Genomic DNA, 19,569 nt, shown 5'->3' on the forward strand with positions numbered 1-19,569 from the left:
TGATATAATGGATAAACTGCTAGAAGTGAAAGAGTTTGATAGAATAGCCCAAAAGAATAAAGATAGAAGTGATGGGAAATATAAGTATCTGAATAAAAGAGCCTTTAGTAATCTTGTAAAACTTATCGAAGAGTTTTCTAGCGACGAAGAGAATACAGATGCTTTAAATTTTATGGGAATCTCTCGGAATCGTATTGTTGGGCAAGTTGTGACCATAAAAAATTATGTAGGTTTGATTCAAATGAGTAACGGCTATAAGATTCAAATTTTGCCTAAGATTAGTTTGGGAGATGACGAAGATTTAGAGAATAAGGAGACAAAAAGAATCTTTATAAAGATGCTAAAAAGCATGAAGGGATTTCTTAGTAAAGTATTTAATGATGCAAATTTAGAAATAGGCCGAATGAATCTGTATGAGATTTTTATAAATATGTATCTTCAAGAAGTTAGACACTTAGTTAAGAGTGGAATAAAATCTACATATTATAGGCAAGAAGAAAATCTCAAATATTATACTGGGAAGATTTTAATTAGCCAACATATTAAAACTAATATGTTGAACAAAGGGCGATTTTATGTAGCCTATGATAAATTTCATCCAAACAGAGCAGAGAATCGGTTAGTTAAAGCAACTTTACTCAAATTACTGCACTTAACAAAAAGTGCGAAGAACTCTAAAGAAATCAGACAATTGTTAATTGCCTTTGAGATGGTTGAGCCGTCAAAAAATTATAAAAACGAATTTGCTCAGGTCAAGATATGGAGAAATACAAAAGATTATGAAATATTGATGCAATGGTCGAAAGTATTTTTATTGAATGAATCCTTTACAGCATTTTCGGGAAAAAATAAATCAAAATCTCTTTTGTTCCCTATGGATCGGTTATATGAAAATTATGTTTCACAGCAATTAAAAAAAATGCTAGAGTCAAAAGGATGGATTGTTTCAATACAAGATAATGGATGTTATTTGTTTGAGCAGCCAGAATCGCGATTTGCGCTCAGACCGGATATAGTTTGTAATTATGGTGACAGAACTGTTGTTATGGATACAAAATGGAAGAGGCTTAATAAAAATCGCCTTAATTATGGTATTTCTCAAGGCGATATGTATCAAATGTACGCTTACTCAAAGAAATATAAAACGAATGAGATGTGGTTACTTTATCCATTAAGTAATGATCTTAGCAAAGATGAAGAGATTAAATTTGAGTCGGAGGATGGCACAACGGTAAATATATACTTTATTGACTTGGCTCATATGGAAGATACCATGATAGAACTGAAAAACAAATTAGAATCTCGATAATAGTATGGAGGTTCTAGGCTAATTTAAAATTGAACTAAAGCTGCTAGTTTGCTTTTAAAGGATATCCTTATTAACGTAATAACGTTAAGGAGGATGTCCTTTTATTATTTTTAGAAAGTTACTCTGTTGATATATTGGAGATGGAAAAGAGGCACGTTATTTTAATTAAAATGAGTTTTTTACACTCTTCGATTGGTTGTTAAAAACCATTTGACGATTATATGTTTAGGTTGTACAATGAAATTGGGAAGAGGAGAAAGCGTCTAGTAAGAAAATTTTAAAAACTCTTCTTAACGATTTATTTTTTTTACTCAATGATTACATGGTTATAAATAACCAATAAAAAGAATGCAAAATTTGCAGAAAAGAATGTCTAGTAGTGATTAGTAGATAGAATTTTATAGAAGTAGATATAAAATTCAGCAGATTAGCAGATAAGTAGACAATGGTAAGACGAGTAAATCTGTCGATATGTAGCGAAGTAGACAAGAAGTAGATAAGTAGATAGGTAGATAGGTAGCTAAAATACTATTACTAGACAAACTAGATATTAACTAGTGCGAATATTAGTAGACGCAATCGTCTCAAACTAGACGAACTAGACACTAACTGGACGAATTAGATATAAACTAGATGAACTAGACGCTAACTAGACGCAAATATTAGTAGACAGAGTACATGGTAAATGTAAAAAATGTAGTGGTTTTAAAGGGAGAATTAAGTAAGGAGGAGTCAATTATGCTTAGATATTCAGTTAATATGCTTAAAGAGTTAAATGTAGATACGATAGAGAAGCACATTGATAAGATAACTGCTATTTTTCAATATACGTATTACGATTCGGTAGTCGAGGTGCCATGGATATCGTTTAAAGACAGCATTTTGTTTTCCACATTGGCGTTAGTCATGATTAATAATAGGTCAAATGAAACGGATGGTGAAAAGTATATTGCTAACGAGTTAAAACAGCCTGGCATTATGCGCGACTTTGAGGCGTTACGACCATATTATCCTCAGGTCGTGGGGCATTTAAAACTTTGTTCACCTATTGAGTTGTTAACATATATTATGTTTTCCGAGCCGCTGATCCGTTCGAAATCTGAATACAATGTGGGGCTTAGCATTAATCGATTGTTGGTTGAGTTGCTGCGAGATGAGATCTGTGTTTATGACTGGGGATTCGCACAAGGGGAGTTTCTGGTGCAGGCTTTACTAAGGGACGAAGAAAAGCAAGTGGCCGGCATTGAAGTTGAAGAGAGCAATTATATCGTAACAAAAATACGACTGTCGCTAATGCAAATTGATGCAGATTTATTGTGTGGAGATTTGTTCTTTGAACGAGCTGCGAATCGACAGGGATATGCTGCGGTAATTTGCCCTCCATTTAAACGGGATTTGAGAGAATTAAGACATTATGGACAAATGATTGGTGGAGCATTTGAAGATTTGTATTGGTATTTGGATGGTTCTGACATGTACCGCAGTGAGTGGCCATACATCCTTAGAACATTGGAATCGGTAAGATCGGGCGGTAAGTTAATCGCTCTAACTACAAACGAGGCCGCATCGAGTGTTGTTTATAATCGTATACGCTTACGATTATTGGAAGAGGGACTAGTGGAAAGTATTATCCAGTTGCCAAATCACTTGTTGCCGGCTCATTCACGGTCTGTGATTCTTTGGGTATTTTCCAGGAAAAAGAACGAATATGTGCGTATGATTGATGCGGCGGACATACGAACTTTGGAAGGCCGTAAATCTTATTTATCTAAAGAGGATATCCGAGAGATTGTAGAGTTATATAAATATGGCAGCAGCAGTTTGAGTGCCGGTCGTAATATGAGTGCCGACGCTGTTGCCAACCTTGACGAGCAAGGCGCGGATGATATGGATGATGGTACCCCTACTAAAAAGCTTGTAGTTGATGTGCCCTATGATGACCTTATGAATGATGTGAATTCTTTCTACGAGAGAAATAGACTTGCGTTGGGAGAAGCTGATTTGATAGTCCCTATGGACTTTGTGATTAGGGATGAGCCGGGTTGCGACTTATCACCGGTGAGATACACAAAGGGATATACAAAGAGAGCTTCCCGGTTCTTAGAGCCAATGAACCCGGATTTGGGATTGCGTGGAAGACAATATATTTTCCTTGGTGAAGTTTGTACGATTAAACGAGGCTTTGTATTACCGAAGAAAGATGTGGCTGCAGCCGGAGATGCCGGTGCTATCGGGATTGCAGGTTCCGGCGCTGGTACTACGGGTAATGAGGGTACGGGTAATGAGGGGAAATATATTACTCCAAAACATCTGAATAACGATATAATTGACGTTCTAACCGTGGACTCGTTAGAAGGGAGTGATACGGGGCATAATAAAACGCCTGTAACAATTAACAGTATTATTATGAGTAAGTCTGCACCGTTTAAATTTGGTTTTGTTGATGATTTGAAGGGGAAAAATGTGTATAGCAACGGCAATACATATAGATTGACCATTGATGAGGAACAAATAAATCCTGTGTATCTATTTATGTATTTAACATCTGATATGGCGAAACTTCAATTAGATCATATGGTGGAATTAACCAATCCATATTCGCGAACGAAAACGGTAAGTATTGAAGACCTAAAAGAGCTGTATCTACCTTTGCTTCCGAGAAAGGAACAGGATGCTGTAGCTGCTGAGTTTTTAAAATTAGTGGAAAAAGAACGGCAGGTTCAAATGCAGTTGGATGAAATTTTAGAAAATAAAGGGGCATTGCTTATAAAGTCATTGAATCCACCTGAAGAGGAGGCTAAATAAGGAATAGTAGTAAGGGGAGAATTTGTTAATCATACCAGATTAGAAATTAATTGTTTGTTAGGAGGGACACTATGTTTACGAATAAAAGCATGTTCTATGATCCGATTGATGATGGTACGGCAGAAATATTACGCATCAATATTGATGGAAGCTACAGCTCTGTAGTGGTAAATGTGTTTTACACCATTGGCGGAGTCAGTCCGTCAGAGTTGGCTTTTCGGGAGCGCGCTGAAGGGGTTATCTTGGAACCGGTTACGATTGGGGAGCGGACTTATGGGATGTGGATTCCGCAAGGTAAAAAACTATATAACGAAAAAGCGTCGAAGCTGCTGGGCAAAGAAGTGCGTGGGAATGTTTATATAATACGTACGGATTCCTATAGAGAATTCTTGGAGCCTGAAGATATCGAATATATAAAAAATACGGTGGGATGAGTTTATGTGGTTGTAAGGGAAATATAGAATGATGTCACGGCAGGAACGCGTGAAATAGGGGGCATGTACATTGTGGCGCAAAGATTTTATTGAAGGAGCCAGAGGCCTTCATTATGAAGACGAGGAAGAGGCGGTACGTATGCGTAGAATTTTGATGCCGTATAAAAAGGATGGTCGCACATTGTTCTCTATAAGGGGCGAAATGGGGAGCAATATGACACTGCGAGATAGTCGAGGAAAAGTGCTCGCCAGATATACGGGACTTCTTGATATAACAAAAGATTTAAAAACGGGGGCAAAAGGTCGAGGAAATTTATTGGCTAAGTTGATGGTCGACTATGTGCTGGCAGAGAGTGAAGCTGAAGTTGAATCTGAAGGACAGGCTGATTTGAAAATATAGATAAGGAGGAGTGTTATGAAAAAATATAAGGAACTGCGAATTGGGCGTGACGGTGTATCTGAATTTGTTGAAGTAGAGGCCGGGGCATATGGGCTTCAAGGTATAGTCGGGGCGGCGAAGCATAATAACTTTAGTGCTGTGAGAGGGATTAAAGCTGTAAAACTGGGTGGTGCTTATTATCTGATTGTAGATAGTAGGAATACGGTAAGGGGAAATAATAAACAAAGAAGTAACGGGTACACAATGAAGTACGATTCAGAATTCTATAACGAACATGCTTCGGTTATCGCGGGACGAGAAATATTTGGTAATGCTTATGTAGTGAAACAAGACCATGGTATTTATCGTGCATTAGAAGACCGGGAAGTTGAAGAAATAAAAAAAGAATATCCATTTCCGATTAAAGGAGAAGAGTAGATATTCTTGATTCGATAGGTACTTTGAAAGAGATAAATTTTGCGTATAAAAAACGGGCAAAGAACGATTGCTCTTTGCCCATTTTAGATAGTAGTATATTTGCTTTTGACAACTAGCTTTCCGAGTCTTTCTTTGTGAAGGATCTGTATAAAGAGTATACGAACCATGCCAAGAAGATGATAGCTACAACCATGAAGGCTGCTTTGAAAGCGAACACCATCATTTTGAAGGATATGTACATAAATAACGCAGCCAATAATAACATAATTAAAGATTTCATATTTTTCATTCTCCTATTTTGTGAAATTTAATGTTTGTAGATAGTACAAGATACATACCGAATACCGGTGAACTTGCCATATGATTAATCAACTCATAGTTTGAGATACGAATAGCTAAATCGAAGGTATAAAACCTATCGTTTGTAATTACATTGTTTAAAACTCTTTTTATATTATAACAAATAATTAACTATATCGCAAATTTTCGATGTGCTAAAAGTTTATACTAAATTATGTAATAGCAGATTAATTGATTACTATTGGAATTTTATTATTCAAATTGTTCAATAGTATAAAGCGGAAAATTGATATGTGGTATAATTAAGCTAATATTAAAGAGAACGAAAACAGGTTTCAATTTTTTGTAAAAATTGAAATAAAAAGGGTGTATTTATTAGTACAGTAGGTAAGTGAAAGTTAGTGTAGCATGAATTATTAAGAAGTGGGAGTGCTAATTATGGGCGAAAGAAAGAACTGGACGGAAGATGAGCTTATTCTTACATATTATTACTATTGTCAAATCCCTATTAAGAAAATAAATAAAAATACCTCCGAGATTAAAAATATAGCAGACTTAATAGGTCGAACACCTTCATCGGTAGTTTATAAGATGCTGAATCTTAGATATATAGAATCCCAGTCCCAAAATTTGCCCGAAGAAGGAAAAGGATTGTCTAATGGGGGAAAATTAGATAAAAAGGTTTTTTTCCATTTCTTGAATCAATGGGAAGAGCTTACTGCAAGAGCTACTGAAATTGAGCAAAAATTAAGTGGTAAATCTATGGAATTAAAGGATGGAATAAATTTCTATCCTATTCCTGAGGGCCAAACTCGGGAAGCATTAATCAATATAAGAATTAATCAAAATTTTTTTAGAAATACTGTATTAAATGCTTATAATAACACTTGTTGCATTACTGGAATTAATACACCAGAGCTCTTGATTGCTAGTCACATAAAACCTTGGAGTGAAAGTGATCCTAAAACAGAACGTACTAATCCATGTAATGGATTATGCTTAAATGCTTTACATGATAAGGCGTTTGATAGAGGCCTTATTACAGTTGATTATAAAGATTTAACAATTCGCATCTCGGAGACGATAGGCGATAATGATACGTTATCTTGGCTTAAACAGTTTGATAAGCAAAAGATAGAAGAACCTGTGAGATTCCCTCCTAATAAAGAGTTCCTTCAATATCACAACGAGGTTATATTTAGATCTTGAGTATATTTGTACTATATTTTCAGTAACAAACTTGAAGAATATTAAATTAAGGCTAAAAATAAATAGGAGTACATAGAAAGAAGCGACAAGTATTATTAAAGCCACCAAATGGTGGCTTTAAATTTAAGGAAGATAGATATTTATGAATATCGTACGATAAAATTCTAGGTTGAAATTATGCTATAATAAATTTTGAAAGATGAGGTATAAATGAACGCTTGTAGGGCTCGACATTATTATTTAAAAGAGATCGTTTTATAGTAATAAGGTAAATTAAGCAGATAATTGGAGAATAGAGTTATATTTTAAACTAAAATATAAAAAAATAAAGGGAAAATAACTCCATGTATAGAATATTATTCAATATGAATATTTATAAGGCTTAAAAATTAAAAGGCAGAATTTTGCAATCATTAAAATTGAGAGGATACTTTGAAAAATAATTGACTAGATAGGGATAACATTAATTGTTAATAGCTGAAATATTGTTAAAGTGAGTATTTAGAGATAGGGGTATTTTATGCAAACAATTGATTTGCCTCCATTTGCACCGATATTGATGGAGTCGACACGTGCAATCGGATATACATTAGAAGCTGCAGTTGCTGATATTTTAGATAATAGTATAACGGCAAAAGCCAATAATATAGAAATATATTATTATCCAATTGACGCATACGTTGCCTTTTTAGATGATGGCACAGGAATGGATGAATGTGAAATAAATAGAGCTATGCAGTATGGAAGTCAAAATCCAGCTGATATTCGTAATGAATATGATTTGGGAAGATTCGGGCTTGGTCTTAAAACTGCTTCACTCTCTCAGTGCCGATGTTTAACTGTTTTATCAAAGCAAGGGAACTCTATTGTAGGAAGACGTTGGGACCTTGATCATGTAGCGGAATCAAAAAGTTGGTCGTTGATTATCTTGGATGAAGAAGATTTAAACGAAGAACAAATACCACATTATGATGATTTGAAGCAATTTGAAAATGGAACTCTTGTGGTCTGGGAAAAGTTAGATCGTTTAGAAAAGGGCAACCAAGATCTTGAAGAGAGCTTAGGGCGTAAGATGGATGATGTATGTGAACATTTAGCGTTAGTTTTTCACAGATACTTAAGTGGAGAGCCGGGACTAAAGCGTATTTCCATCAGTATGAATCATGTTCCGATAGATCCTATAGATCCTTTTATTACCAATAAGAGTACGCAATGTATGGATGATGAAATTCTTCAAATCAGGGGGGAGAAAATTGTAATTCGACCATATATTTTGCCACATTCATCAAAATTGTCTTCCGCGGAGTTAAAGGTACTAGGTGGAAAAGACGGACTGCGCAAACACCAGGGATTTTATATTTATCGTAATAAGCGACTTTTAATATGGGGTACTTGGTTTAGGATGCTTAGAAAAGGGGAACTGTCAAAATTGGCTCGAGTAAGAGTGGATATTCCTAATGCTCTTGATGACTTATGGACCTTAGATATAAAAAAATCATCAGCAATGCCACCTTTTGAAGTAAAAGAAAATCTTCGACATATAATAGATAAAATGCCAACTCGAAGCAAACAAGTTTTTCAGGTTCGGGGGAAAAAAGAAGATGATGAAAAGCAATTATGGGGTCGGATAAGAGCACGAGATAATAGCATTTATTATGAGATTAATAGACAGCACCCACTTGTTGAGGCAATAAAAAATAAATATGATATAGCGGATTCGGACATAGATGTTTTGTTAAAGAATTTGGAAGAGTTACTACCTTTAAATTCACTTTATATAGATTTGACAAATGATGTTAAAGTTAATAATGAGGTAGGGCTAGACGAAAAAAATATTCTTAATAAAATGAAACAGACTCTTGACGTATTTGATGAGAGTAAAAGGACTGCATTGTTTAAAACATTGATATTAACTGCGCCATATAACGAATATATAGAGTTCTTGCAAGAGGCTTTTGATAAGGGAGAAATATAAATGACAGAGCAAATGGAAAGCTTAATAGAAATGACTAGGATGTATTTAGGTAATCAATATGGGGATTACAGCCCTAGTTTAGACGAAATAAAAGATGCAGCAAAGCTCATGCGGAGTATACTTACCAGGGGAGTAGGAAAACCTCAAATTGATGATAGTGAGTTTGAGGTTTTTTTGGAGCATATTGATGAATACTTTTGTCATAATATTGGACGGGCATCTACGATTACAGGGGGGCGAAATTCTGTACATCAAAAAGGTTGGTATAATCTAAATAATAGTAAGGAGTATTTTTGGAAAAGGTTTAGAATTTACTTAACTAAAAAATGGGGAAAAGAGATTGTAAGTCGATTAGATGAAACAACTAACCAAATTTTAGATAATTTTGGAAATCCTAAAAGCTCAGAAATGTTTCAAAGAAGAGGTCTACTGTTAGGTGACGTACAGTCTGGGAAAACTGCTACATATACGGCTCTATGCAATAAAAGTGCTGATGCGGGATATAGGGTAATTATAGTTTTAACCGGCACAACAGAGGCTTTGAGGCGACAAACCCAGGAACGATTAGATTTAGAGTTTGTTGGTAAAGATAGTCAATTCCTTTTAGAGAAAAATATGAAAGGGAAAAAAACACGAAATATAGGCGTCGGAAAAATTAAACTTGACTTAGAAGAACAGCGAATCACATTATTTACTAGCATAGAAAAAGATTTCAGCTCTAATATTATTAACAGTAACGGGTTAAATTTAAAAGATCTTAATGGGACAGCTCTGTTTGTAGTAAAAAAGAATAGTAGAATATTAAAAAATTTATATGCATGGCTAACAAAAGATGAGTCTAAAGAGGGGATTGAGGAAAAACAACTTATAGATTTGCCTATGCTGCTTATTGATGATGAAGCTGATAATGCATCAATTAATACAAATGATATAGATGAATCTCCAACTGCGATTAATTCGGCAATAAATAAAATATTAAGAGCGTTTAAACAAGCTACTTATGTAGGGGTAACAGCAACACCGTTTGCGAATATTTTCATTGATCCATCTTTGGAAGAGGATGAGGCATCAAAGGATTTATTCCCTCGTGACTTTATTACATTATTGCCAACTCCGGAAAATTATATAGGTGCTGGACAAATTTTTGGCGATACTAGTGGGGAATACAGCAATGAATATACGGGGAATAAAAAAGTAAATTCACCGATAGTGCCAATTTTTAATGACGAGCAGGAGTTTTATTTTAGATTTAAACATAAAAAGGATTTGGCGGAGGACTTATATACATTACCACAGTCTTTAAAGGAAGCTATTAGATATTTTATTTTAGTTACTGCCATAAGCGATGCTAATTTTAGTGCAACAAAACATAGAAGTATGTTGATTAATGTAACACGTTTTAACTGTGTGCAGGAAAAGATAATGGAGCTTGTCGATGGATATGTGCGCAAGTTAAAGTCAGACGTAAAGAATTATGCTCAAATGTCAGATAAAGAACAAAAAGTTTTGAGCTTAATAGAGTTTAAGCAGACCTGGGATAAGTATAAATTAGATGAAGGGGGAATAAAAGAAGGTAAGAAAACATGGAATAAAACTTGGGAAGATATCTTAACTATTTATTTGCCTCAGGCAATCAAACGAATTGAAGTTCGGATTGTTAATCAAAAAACAGGTGGCAATAGTTTGAATTATAGAGAGTATGAAAAGACGGGGCTACGGGTTATTGCTATAGGTGGTCTTTCCTTATCTAGAGGTCTTACTTTGGAAGGACTATGTGTTAGTTATTTTTATAGAAATTCAATGATGTATGACTCTCTATTACAAATGGCAAGATGGTTCGGCTATAGACCGGGATATTCTAAGCTTTGTAAATTGTGGATCGGTGAAGATATTATTGAGTGGTATAAATATATATTAGATTCAGTAAACGAGTTAAAAGATGATATTTCTCAGATGGAAAAGCATCAACTTACTCCTAAAGACTTTGGCTTAAGGGGGAAGGCTGCTCCAGGTGCGCTGTTAATAACGGCACGAAATAAGATGCGAAGTGGTCAAAAATATACAATGCCAATTTCATTATCTGCCCGTTTAATTGAAACACCTCGTTTAATTGCACGTGCAGATACAATTAAACAGAATAACTTGGCGTGTGAAGATGTTATACGCCTAATAGATAGTTATACTGGCAATAGAGAATATGATTCAGTTACAAATGCCTTTATATGGAAAAATGTGCCTAAAAGTTATGTGATTGATTTAATTGGAAGATATAGTTCACACCCTTGGAACTTAAATTTTCAATCTGAGGGATTAAAGAACTTCATTAAATCGGATTCTACGTTGGACTATTGGGATGTGGCAATACCTTGTGGTATATGCAAAGATCTTTATAAGTTGAACTTAAATAATGATGACTTTATAGAAATAAGACCGCAAAAGCGTAATATTACGAAAGACTTTACTGCAGATGAATTGCTTAAGATTAGTGGTAAGCATGTGAGAGTGGGCGCAGGTGCTTGTACTAAAATAGGCCTAAGTAAACAGGAAATTGAGAAGTTAAGAACGAATGAATTGGCAGATAAGGTTAAAGATAGTACATTTTTAAATACAGAAAGAAGACCATTAATGTTGGTTCATTTACTTTATAACTCAAATGAAAGTTTAAAGGAGTTTCCAACTTATATTTATGCTATTGGCTTAGGGTTCCCAAAAGGGGAAAAAGAAAAGACTGCTGAGTATGTATATAATGAAGTAGCTCAGGAAGGGCTAATCAGTGAGACTGAGGTAGAGTATTATGAGGATTAGTGCGTTAAATGATACCTGGGATAAAGTTGCGCATAAAAGGGATAATTTTATTAAACTAGCGATTCAACACCCTCTGAATATTAAAGTAGGATATTCTTTTGATGGTAAAAAAAGTCTAATTGTTGAAACAGAAGAACGCATAGCGAATAATTTATCAACTTATGCAGTGGCGGTTGATAGGATTGAACTTATAGATCATTCGCATGCGATAGAGTTTAGGCTATTAAAAGAAGAATTTATTGAAGAGTTTTCTTGGCTCTGTTGGGATATGATTAGAAAGTCTCAAAAGTCAATAAGTCCAATGAAGTCCTTTATAAGACGTTATATGATGTGGCAAAAACTATTACAGGAGCAAAAAACTTCTACAATGTCATTTCAAGAGCAAAAAGGTCTGCTAGGAGAACTTTTGTTTATTTGTGAATCTTTAGAAGAGGGCGTATCTCCGCAAGATATCGTGCAAGCCTGGTGTGGTCCGGAAGGAAGAGATCAAGACTTTCAATTTGATGGAGGTTGGGCAGAGATTAAAAGCATTTCTTTAGCCGCACAGGTTATAAAAGTGTCATCACTAGAACAATTAAAACAAGAAGTAGAAGGACATATCGTAGTTTTTATATTAGAGGCAGCGGAACATAACTGGGGAGCCATTAGTCTTAATGGAACAGTAGATAAAATTAGACATCTTTTAGAAAATACTTCAGATACTTTGGATGAATTTAATGTCAAACTATTTAAGTGCGGGTATAAAGAAAAAGATAGAGATGCCTATGATAAAACGTTATTTAGGTATATTGAAAAAAGAAAATATGGTGTGACAGATGCTTTTCCGCGACTTACTAGAGGTAATGTACCATCGGAGATAGTCGCATGTAAATATGATATTTCGTTGGCAGCTATTGAATCATTTAGGGAGAAATAGGATGGATAGCGTTGAGTTTAAGAAAGAATTTTTAGAAGAAGTTCGAGCGTTTGGTTTAGCAAGTGGGGAAGGATCTAGCGCAGCATTTACAAGTCTAATGGCAGAGAAACTGATTGAATGTGAGACTCTCTCAAATTTTGTGGCATCATACTATTCTACTAAGATAAGAAACCGGAAAATCAGGTTGGATGGGTATGACTATGATGAATTTGATGGAACACTCAGCATTATTGTGGCAGATTATGATGCTTTAAACTCAGAGCGAAAAATGACCGCTTCAATGGCTAATCATATCTTTGCCCAAATTCAAATCTTTGTTGAACAGGCATTGCAAAACTTGCTTAAAGAAAAAATAGAGATTAGTACACCTTGTTACGATTTAGTTGAATTAATACGAAAACAAAACTCTAATATAAAAAAGTATAGGATACTTATATTTACAAATGCTGAAATTAGTACTTCATTAAAAGAAGTACAACTTGATAAGATTAACGGGCTTACTGTAGAGGGGCAAATTTGGGATATTGACCGCATGTATCGCGTTTGTGTATCAGATTTAGGGCGTCAGTCTATTGAGGTGGATTTTAGAGACTACGGTATAGAAGGAATTCCTTGCTTAGAAGCGAGTAATATAGAGACAAATACATACAAAAGTTATCTAGGGATAATTTCTGGGAAAGTATTAGCTGATTTATATGATAGGTATGGGAGTAAATTGCTGGAAGGCAATGTCCGCTCGTTCTTATCAACAAAAGTAGCAGTTAATAAAAAAATTAGAAATACTATATTGCAGGCTCCAGATATGTTTTTTGCCTATAATAATGGAATTTCCTGCACCGGAATGGATGTGGAATTTACTAATACTAGTAAGGGGAGATTTATTACAAAAGTTAAAGATCTCCAAATTATAAATGGGGGGCAAACAACAGCATCTATTTCCAGTGCCCGTTTTAAAGATAAATCTTCCTTAAAGGGGATTTATGTACAAATGAAATTGACTGAAATTAGTGGTGGCGAGGTTGAGGAAACCGATGAGCTAATAAAAAATATATCGAAGTCATCAAATAGTCAGAATAAAGTTAGTGAAGCTGATTTCTTTGCATCTCATCCATTCCATCGTGCGATGGAAAAAATTTCGCGTAGCATCTTTGCTCCGGCGACTCAAGGGGCGCAGTATGAAACTAGGTGGTTCTATGAACGTGCCAGAGGGCAATATTTGCAGGAACAAATGAGACTTACTCAGGCTAAAAAGCGTCAGTTCCAAATGATACATCCTAAATCTAATGTAATAACAAAAACAGAATTGGCAAAGGTTCAAAATGCTTGGCGTGGCTTTCCTCATGTTGTAAGCAAAGGTGCACAGACTAACTTTTCAAAATTTGCTGAATATATTGATGTTGAATGGAGTAAATCTCCGGAAAGCTTTAACAAGATTTATTTCCAACAAACGGCAGCGTTAGTGTTAATGTTCAAATATTTGGAAAAGCATATTTCAAAAAAAGATTGGTATCAGGGCGGATATCGTGCTAATATAATCTATTATACTGTTGCGTTATTTAGGCGATTAATAAACAGTCAATTCGATAAAGCGGAATTGAATCTAAACTTGATATGGAATAGACAAATGGTTCCAACTGAGGTGGGATTGGCAATGCTTGACTTAGCAAAGCGAGTTTTTGATGTTTTGACGGATGAAAAGCGGCCAATCATTAATGTTACACAATATTGTAAACAAGAAGCGTGTTGGAATGTTGTTAAAGGAATAAAGTTTGCTTTGCCGGAGGATATAAGCCCATTTTTGTTGACTTCGAATGAAGTAAAACAGACTTTTACTGAGGCGAAGAAAGATCAAAAATTGACCAATACGATTATGAATGAAGTGCAGTTGTGCAAACTTGACAAAGCAGTTTGGTTAAATTTGGAAAGTTTTGTTAAACTCAATAATTTAGCCACGGTGAAGGAGATTAAGGCACTAGAAATAGTAAAAAAGATGCCAATGTATATTCCTTCTGAGTATCAATGGAAAGCATTGGGTGAATTGCTGAAAAAAGCAAAAGAAGAAGGATTTATTGAGCGTTAATAAGGAGAAAGTATGTGTGCATATTCAGTAGTTGATTTATTTTCAGGAGCAGGGGGGTTAAGCTTAGGATTTGAGCAGACCGGAAGCTATAATATTAAATTAGCTTACGAAAAAAATCCTACAATGAGACAAACATATAAATTAAATCATAATGGTACTGTAATTGAGGGAGATATACGACAGGCTGACTATGATAAGATTTTAGAAAATTTTGGAGCCATTGATGTAGTTATTGGTGGGCCACCATGTCAGGGGTTCTCCAATGCCAATCGGCAAAAAAATCAAATGATAAATCAGAACAATATACTGGTTAAAGAATATATAAAAGCTATAGTCCGCTTAAGGCCGAAAGCGTTCTTGATGGAAAACGTCAGCATGTTGGCATCCAATACACATAAATTCTTTGTTACAGCAGAGGATTTAGTAAATATAGAAAAGTTCGAGATTGACAGTAATGATGAAACGATTACTCTTTTAGATTGTGAATTTAACTTTGATGGTGCTGAACGCTTCATTGGAAATATTAATCTAATAAACCAATATTTGCTATCAGATAAATATTATTCAGTACTAAAGCTTTTGGACAAACATAAAAAAAATGCGACTCGACTTGAAAATGCATGGAAAAAATATAAAAGAGTAATTGAGCTGTTCTGTAAGGAGTATGAAGAAGCTGATGACGATTTGTTAGTTTCTCGATTAAATCGAGAAACAAGTCGGCTGTTACAGACTTTTTATAATCAAGATAAGATCGATTTGCTTCAACAACAACTGCAGAACGGGGCACTGACTCAAACTCTGCAAGTTCAGCAAATGTTACGATTATGCCATGAAATTTATGATAATCGTATTGAAGTTGAAGCTGTTCAAGCAGAAGGGGATTTATCGATTACTGTTAAAACTGTAACGGTTATAGAGTATCTAACTAAGATTTTAGGCTCTAAATTATATGGATATGCTTTTGATCAAGGTATTTTATCTGCAGCTGATTTTGGAGCACCTCAGAAAAGAGAACGGTATTTCTTCTTAGGTGTTCAAAAGAATCTTTGCAAAAATGTAAAGTTACCTCAAGGAAAAATAACAAAAGAGCATTATAGAACTGTGAGAGATGCTATTGAAGATTTAGAGACAATTAGTCCAATTGTTGATATTTCGAAAGATAATGGTATTGCATTGCCTCCGATAGAAGCTCCGGGAGTTTTACGAAATGTATTAAGAGATTCTCCAGTCTTAAAGAATCATATTATAACTAATACTCGTACAACGTCTATGGAACGATTTAAGCTGATTAAACAAGGCGAGAATTTTCATGATTTGCCGGAGAAGTTTAAAACAAATACATACTCCGATATATCAAGAACTCAAAACACCATATACCAGCGATTAGCTTATGATTCTCCAAGTGGAACTGTGGTAAATGTTAGAAAATCAATGTGGATTCATCCGACGCTTAATCGAGCCATCAGTGTTAGAGAAGCTGCGAGATTACAAACATTTCCTGACAGTTTCGTTTTCGCTGGAACAAAGGATGAGCAATATCAACAAGTAGGAAATGCTGTTCCACCAATTTTAGCGAAAGCGCTTGCTCTTAAAATAAGAGATGTATTGGATGGAAAATGTTGATTTAAGAATGAATGATTGACTATTACCGAACTTGAGTAAAAAGGGGAGATATGTATGTTATTCATGGTGATTGAGCACTACAAAGACAAAGAGGCTGTATACAAACGCTTTAGAGAAAAGGGCCGTATGATGCCGGATGGTGTAAGTTATGTGAACAGCTGGGTCAGTGCTGACGGAAATACATGCTACCAGGTTAATGACTGTTTAAACGAAACATTGCTACAAGAGTGGGCAGACAATTGGTCCGATATCGTAGATTTTGAGTTTATTCCTGTTATAAGCAGCCATGACATGAGTGAGAAGATGGCCGGTAACAAGTAGGTATAGACGCTAATGTAGACGTAAGTATAGCGCTAGTTATACATAGAACTAAGTATAGCGTTACTTATATATAGAACTATATATACAAAAACTGAATACAACTCCATAAAATATAAGCATTTCACATGCTGATAGTAAGTTTATATACTAAAGAGGAACTAAGGTTCCTCTTTTTTTATTTGTAAATAGTGACTGCGTTTAAGGTCATATAGAGGGTAAACTTGTCAGTTCGGTTTATAAGTATAATTAGTGCAGCATATGAAACATAAGCAATTAGTTTTGGTTGTAATAGATTTAGTGATGGGCTGTTTATTTTTGATAGGAGGTAAGGATATGGTACGTGAAGCATGGCCTGCGGATTCGATGGATTCGGGGCATTCGGTTTCTTACTCTAAGATAGAAGGGGACTCGTACGCCCAACTGGATATTTTCGCCACCTACAACATTATTACGAATGCCGTAAATATTGTGGGATCCGGTGCTGCATCGGCCTTGACAATTGAAGGTGCAGTCAGTCAATTTTGCCCCGACAAGTTTGTTTTTAGACCCTTACAGCCGGAGCTGTCCATGACGTCGGTATTTGCGTGGAAAAAAATCCGTACAGGCTTTACGGCGGCCAGTGCGTTTTTAGAGTATTTTAAGAATAAGGTAACTCAAAAAGAAAAATAGTGATATAAAAACCCTACGTACTGCAGTGTACGTAGGGTTTTTGTTGTTAAACTTATTAGCTATTTATTATTATTTTGAAAAATCAACGTCCATACCTAATGCTTTCGCCACGCCTTCGCCATATGCAGGATCGCATTGGTAGCAATGTTTGATGTGGCGTTCTTTAACAGCGTCGGATACACCGTTCATAGCACGAGCTGTATTTTCGAATAACAATTGTTGTTTTTCCGGTGTCATGAGACGGAATAACTTACCAGGTTGAGTGAAGAAATCGGAATCGTCTTCGTAGAAATCGTATTGGTAAGCAGGACCGGTGATGTCGAGAGCAGGCTCTTTAAATTCCGGTTGGTTAGCCCATTCGCCGTGGCTGTTAGGTGCATAACCGATAGTAGCGCCATGGTTGCCGTCTACGCGGCCTAAACCGTCGCGATGATACATGTTAACAGGGCATTTGGCAGCGTTTACAGGAATTTGATGATAGTTTGTGCCTAAGCGATAGCGTTGCGCATCCGCATAGGAGAAAAGACGGCCTTGTAACATTCTGTCTGGGGAGAAACCGATGCCCGGAATGATAGTGGACGGCGCAAAAGCCGCTTGTTCTACATCCTGGAAGTAGTTTTCAGGGTTGCGGTTTAATTCCATAACGCCCACTTCAATCATAGGGAACTCGCTGTGGTACCAAACTTTTGTTAAATCGAATGGATTGTAAGGCATTTGGTTAGCCTGTTCTTCTGTCATAACCTGAATGAACAATTTCCATTTCGGGAAGTCACCTTTTTCGATAGCATCGAATAAATCGCGTTGATGGCTTTCGCGGTCGTTAGCTACAAGAGCCGCAGCTTCTTCGTCGCTCAAGTTTTCGATAGGTTGTTGGCAAACCCAATGGAATTTTACCCAAACGCGTTCGTCGTTCGCATTGATCATACTGTAAGTATGGCTGCCGAAACCGTGCATATGACGGTAGGAAGATGGAATGCCGCGGTCACTCATAACAATTGTAATTTGGTGAATGGCTTCCGGAAGGCTTGTCCAAAAGTCCCAGTTTGCTTCCGCATCGCGAAGATTTGTCTTAGGATTGCGTTTTACGGCGCGGTTTAAATCAGGGAATTGCAATGGATCGCGGATAAAGAAGACCGGCGTGTTGTTACCAACCAAGTCCCAGTTGCCTTCTTCGGTGTAAAATTTAACGGCAAAACCGCGAATATCGCGTTCTGCGTCGGCGGCACCGCGTTCGCCGGCTACTGTGGAGAAACGTACAAATAAGTCAGTCTTTTTGCCAACTTCGGAGAATACTTTTGCTTTCGTGTACTTCGTAATGTCGTGAGTTACTGTAAATGTACCGAATGCGCCGGAACCTTTAGCATGCATGCGGCGTTCAGGAATTACTTCACGGGCAAAGTGGCCTAATTTTTCCATAAGCCAAACATCTTGCATTAAAACAGGACCGCGTTTACCGGCCGTCATGGAATTGTTATTGTCCGGCACCGGTGCACCAAATGCAGTCGTAAGTTTTTTCTTGTCACTCATTTTAACTGTCCTCCTTAGTACTTACTATATTTTTAATGTCTTGGTAACGGATAATTATTATCCGTTGTTAAATTAATTATATCACTTAATTTTGTAAGAGACAATTAACATTTTGCAATATATATGTAAAATTCAATCCTTTTCTTTTAATATATACGTTAACTATAACTTTCTTCTGACAATGAAGTGTATACAATATGAAACTAAGACGGCAGTAGTTGAAAGTTAAAACTAATGAAATAATTTTTGATTAATCTAGTGAAAATTTAAGTTATTAGAAGAATATATCGGAGCTTAGTAATCTGATTAGTTAAGATAAAAGCCATTGATGAGGAGAACTGTAAATTAGATCACTGTATTAAACGAATAGAGTTTGGTATTAATGGGGGCAAAATTTCAGCGGCAAAGTAATTATGCTTCGGGGAATGAAGAAAGGGATCTTGAAAAAAACAGTTCAAAATCTTTCAATCTGTTTAAAAATTTTCAATATGAAATAAATCGTGTATTTGCTGTGGGAAATAACAAAATTAAATTTATAAGGCACTAAAAAAGGAGGAATTAAAAAAAAGAGAAGCTCACTTATTCTCCGCTTGAATCATGAATAACGTTAATTAAAAATAAAGGATTAGTTAAAGTAACTTTGTAAAAATATTTTATAAAAACTTATGCATAAGATGACTGCATAATGAATTTGAATTACTAGGATTTATAAATTTCACAGATTGTTCATACATGACTGTTATAATCTACTATAAAATATTTAGAAATAAAACTTATAT

15 protein-coding genes are annotated in these 19,569 nt (G+C 35.6%); 13 read left to right on the top strand and 2 right to left on the bottom strand.

Translation table 11 applies throughout. The annotated features are described in order from the left end of the window. Positions 1 to 7 precede the first annotated feature (7 nt). The 5 genes from KHZ77_RS04810 to KHZ77_RS04830 all read left to right on the top strand — a co-directional run bounded on the left by KHZ77_RS04810 (position 8) and on the right by KHZ77_RS04830 (position 5,365). Positions 8 to 1,309 (top strand): McrC family protein, encoded by a 1,302-nt coding sequence (locus KHZ77_RS04810; RefSeq protein ID WP_295196227.1) that lies wholly within the window; start codon positions 8 to 10, stop codon positions 1,307 to 1,309. Between the two features lie 678 nt (positions 1,310 to 1,987). Beyond that, positions 1,988 to 4,114, top strand: coding sequence for a type I restriction-modification system subunit M/S (locus KHZ77_RS04815; RefSeq protein WP_295196228.1), 2,127 nt, complete (start codon positions 1,988 to 1,990; stop codon positions 4,112 to 4,114). A 71-nt stretch (positions 4,115 to 4,185) separates the two neighbouring features. Beyond that, the gene (locus tag KHZ77_RS04820; RefSeq protein ID WP_295196229.1) at positions 4,186 to 4,548 is read left to right on the top strand and encodes a hypothetical protein; all 363 of its coding nucleotides are present in this window, start codon (positions 4,186 to 4,188) and stop codon (positions 4,546 to 4,548) included. A 70-nt stretch (positions 4,549 to 4,618) separates the two neighbouring features. Next, positions 4,619 to 4,948 carry a hypothetical protein gene (locus KHZ77_RS04825; protein WP_295196230.1) on the top strand — a complete coding sequence of 110 codons (330 nt, stop codon included), beginning with the start codon at positions 4,619 to 4,621 and terminating at the stop codon, positions 4,946 to 4,948. Between the two features lie 15 nt (positions 4,949 to 4,963). Next, complete coding sequence (locus KHZ77_RS04830; protein WP_295196231.1) at positions 4,964 to 5,365, top strand: hypothetical protein; 402 nt, start codon at positions 4,964 to 4,966, stop codon at positions 5,363 to 5,365. A gap of 112 nt (positions 5,366 to 5,477) precedes the next feature. Here the strand turns inward: KHZ77_RS04830 and KHZ77_RS04835 are convergent, their stop codons facing one another. Continuing rightward, a complete protein-coding gene (locus KHZ77_RS04835; RefSeq protein WP_295196232.1) occupies positions 5,478 to 5,645 on the bottom strand; it encodes a hypothetical protein in 168 nt (55 codons plus the stop codon). A 458-nt stretch (positions 5,646 to 6,103) separates the two neighbouring features. Here KHZ77_RS04835 and KHZ77_RS04840 point away from each other — a divergent pair, with 458 nt between their 5' ends. The 8 genes from KHZ77_RS04840 to KHZ77_RS04875 all read left to right on the top strand — a co-directional run bounded on the left by KHZ77_RS04840 (position 6,104) and on the right by KHZ77_RS04875 (position 17,263). Then, positions 6,104 to 6,874 (top strand): HNH endonuclease, encoded by a 771-nt coding sequence (locus tag KHZ77_RS04840; RefSeq protein WP_295196233.1) that lies wholly within the window; start codon positions 6,104 to 6,106, stop codon positions 6,872 to 6,874. A 520-nt stretch (positions 6,875 to 7,394) separates the two neighbouring features. After that, a complete protein-coding gene (locus KHZ77_RS04845; protein WP_295196234.1) occupies positions 7,395 to 8,849 on the top strand; it encodes an ATP-binding protein in 1,455 nt (484 codons plus the stop codon). Continuing rightward, positions 8,850 to 11,654, top strand: coding sequence for a Z1 domain-containing protein (locus KHZ77_RS04850; protein ID WP_295196236.1), 2,805 nt, complete (start codon positions 8,850 to 8,852; stop codon positions 11,652 to 11,654). Next, positions 11,644 to 12,570 carry a PD-(D/E)XK motif protein gene (locus tag KHZ77_RS04855; protein ID WP_295196238.1) on the top strand — a complete coding sequence of 309 codons (927 nt, stop codon included), beginning with the start codon at positions 11,644 to 11,646 and terminating at the stop codon, positions 12,568 to 12,570. Before KHZ77_RS04850 ends, KHZ77_RS04855 begins: the two co-directional genes overlap by 11 nt. A gap of 1 nt (position 12,571) precedes the next feature. Further along, positions 12,572 to 14,650 (top strand): AIPR family protein, encoded by a 2,079-nt coding sequence (locus KHZ77_RS04860; protein ID WP_295196240.1) that lies wholly within the window; start codon positions 12,572 to 12,574, stop codon positions 14,648 to 14,650. 12 nt (positions 14,651 to 14,662) lie between these two features. Next, complete coding sequence (locus KHZ77_RS04865) at positions 14,663 to 16,273, top strand: DNA cytosine methyltransferase (protein WP_295196242.1); 1,611 nt, start codon at positions 14,663 to 14,665, stop codon at positions 16,271 to 16,273. Between the two features lie 54 nt (positions 16,274 to 16,327). Continuing rightward, complete coding sequence (locus KHZ77_RS04870; protein WP_295196243.1) at positions 16,328 to 16,594, top strand: DUF3303 family protein; 267 nt, start codon at positions 16,328 to 16,330, stop codon at positions 16,592 to 16,594. 333 nt (positions 16,595 to 16,927) lie between these two features. Further along, on the top strand, positions 16,928 to 17,263 hold the full coding sequence (locus tag KHZ77_RS04875; RefSeq protein WP_295196245.1) for a hypothetical protein: 336 nt from the start codon (positions 16,928 to 16,930) through the stop codon (positions 17,261 to 17,263). Between the two features lie 69 nt (positions 17,264 to 17,332). On the opposite strand, the gene KHZ77_RS04880 is transcribed toward KHZ77_RS04875, so the two are convergent. After that, positions 17,333 to 18,790, bottom strand: a complete 1,458-nt coding sequence (locus KHZ77_RS04880; RefSeq protein WP_295196246.1) for a catalase — start codon at positions 18,788 to 18,790, stop codon at positions 17,333 to 17,335. Positions 18,791 to 19,569 lie beyond the last annotated feature (779 nt).

The sequence above is a fragment of the Veillonella sp. genome, from assembly GCF_018364065.1.
Lineage (GTDB): Bacteria > Bacillota > Negativicutes > Veillonellales > Veillonellaceae > Veillonella_A.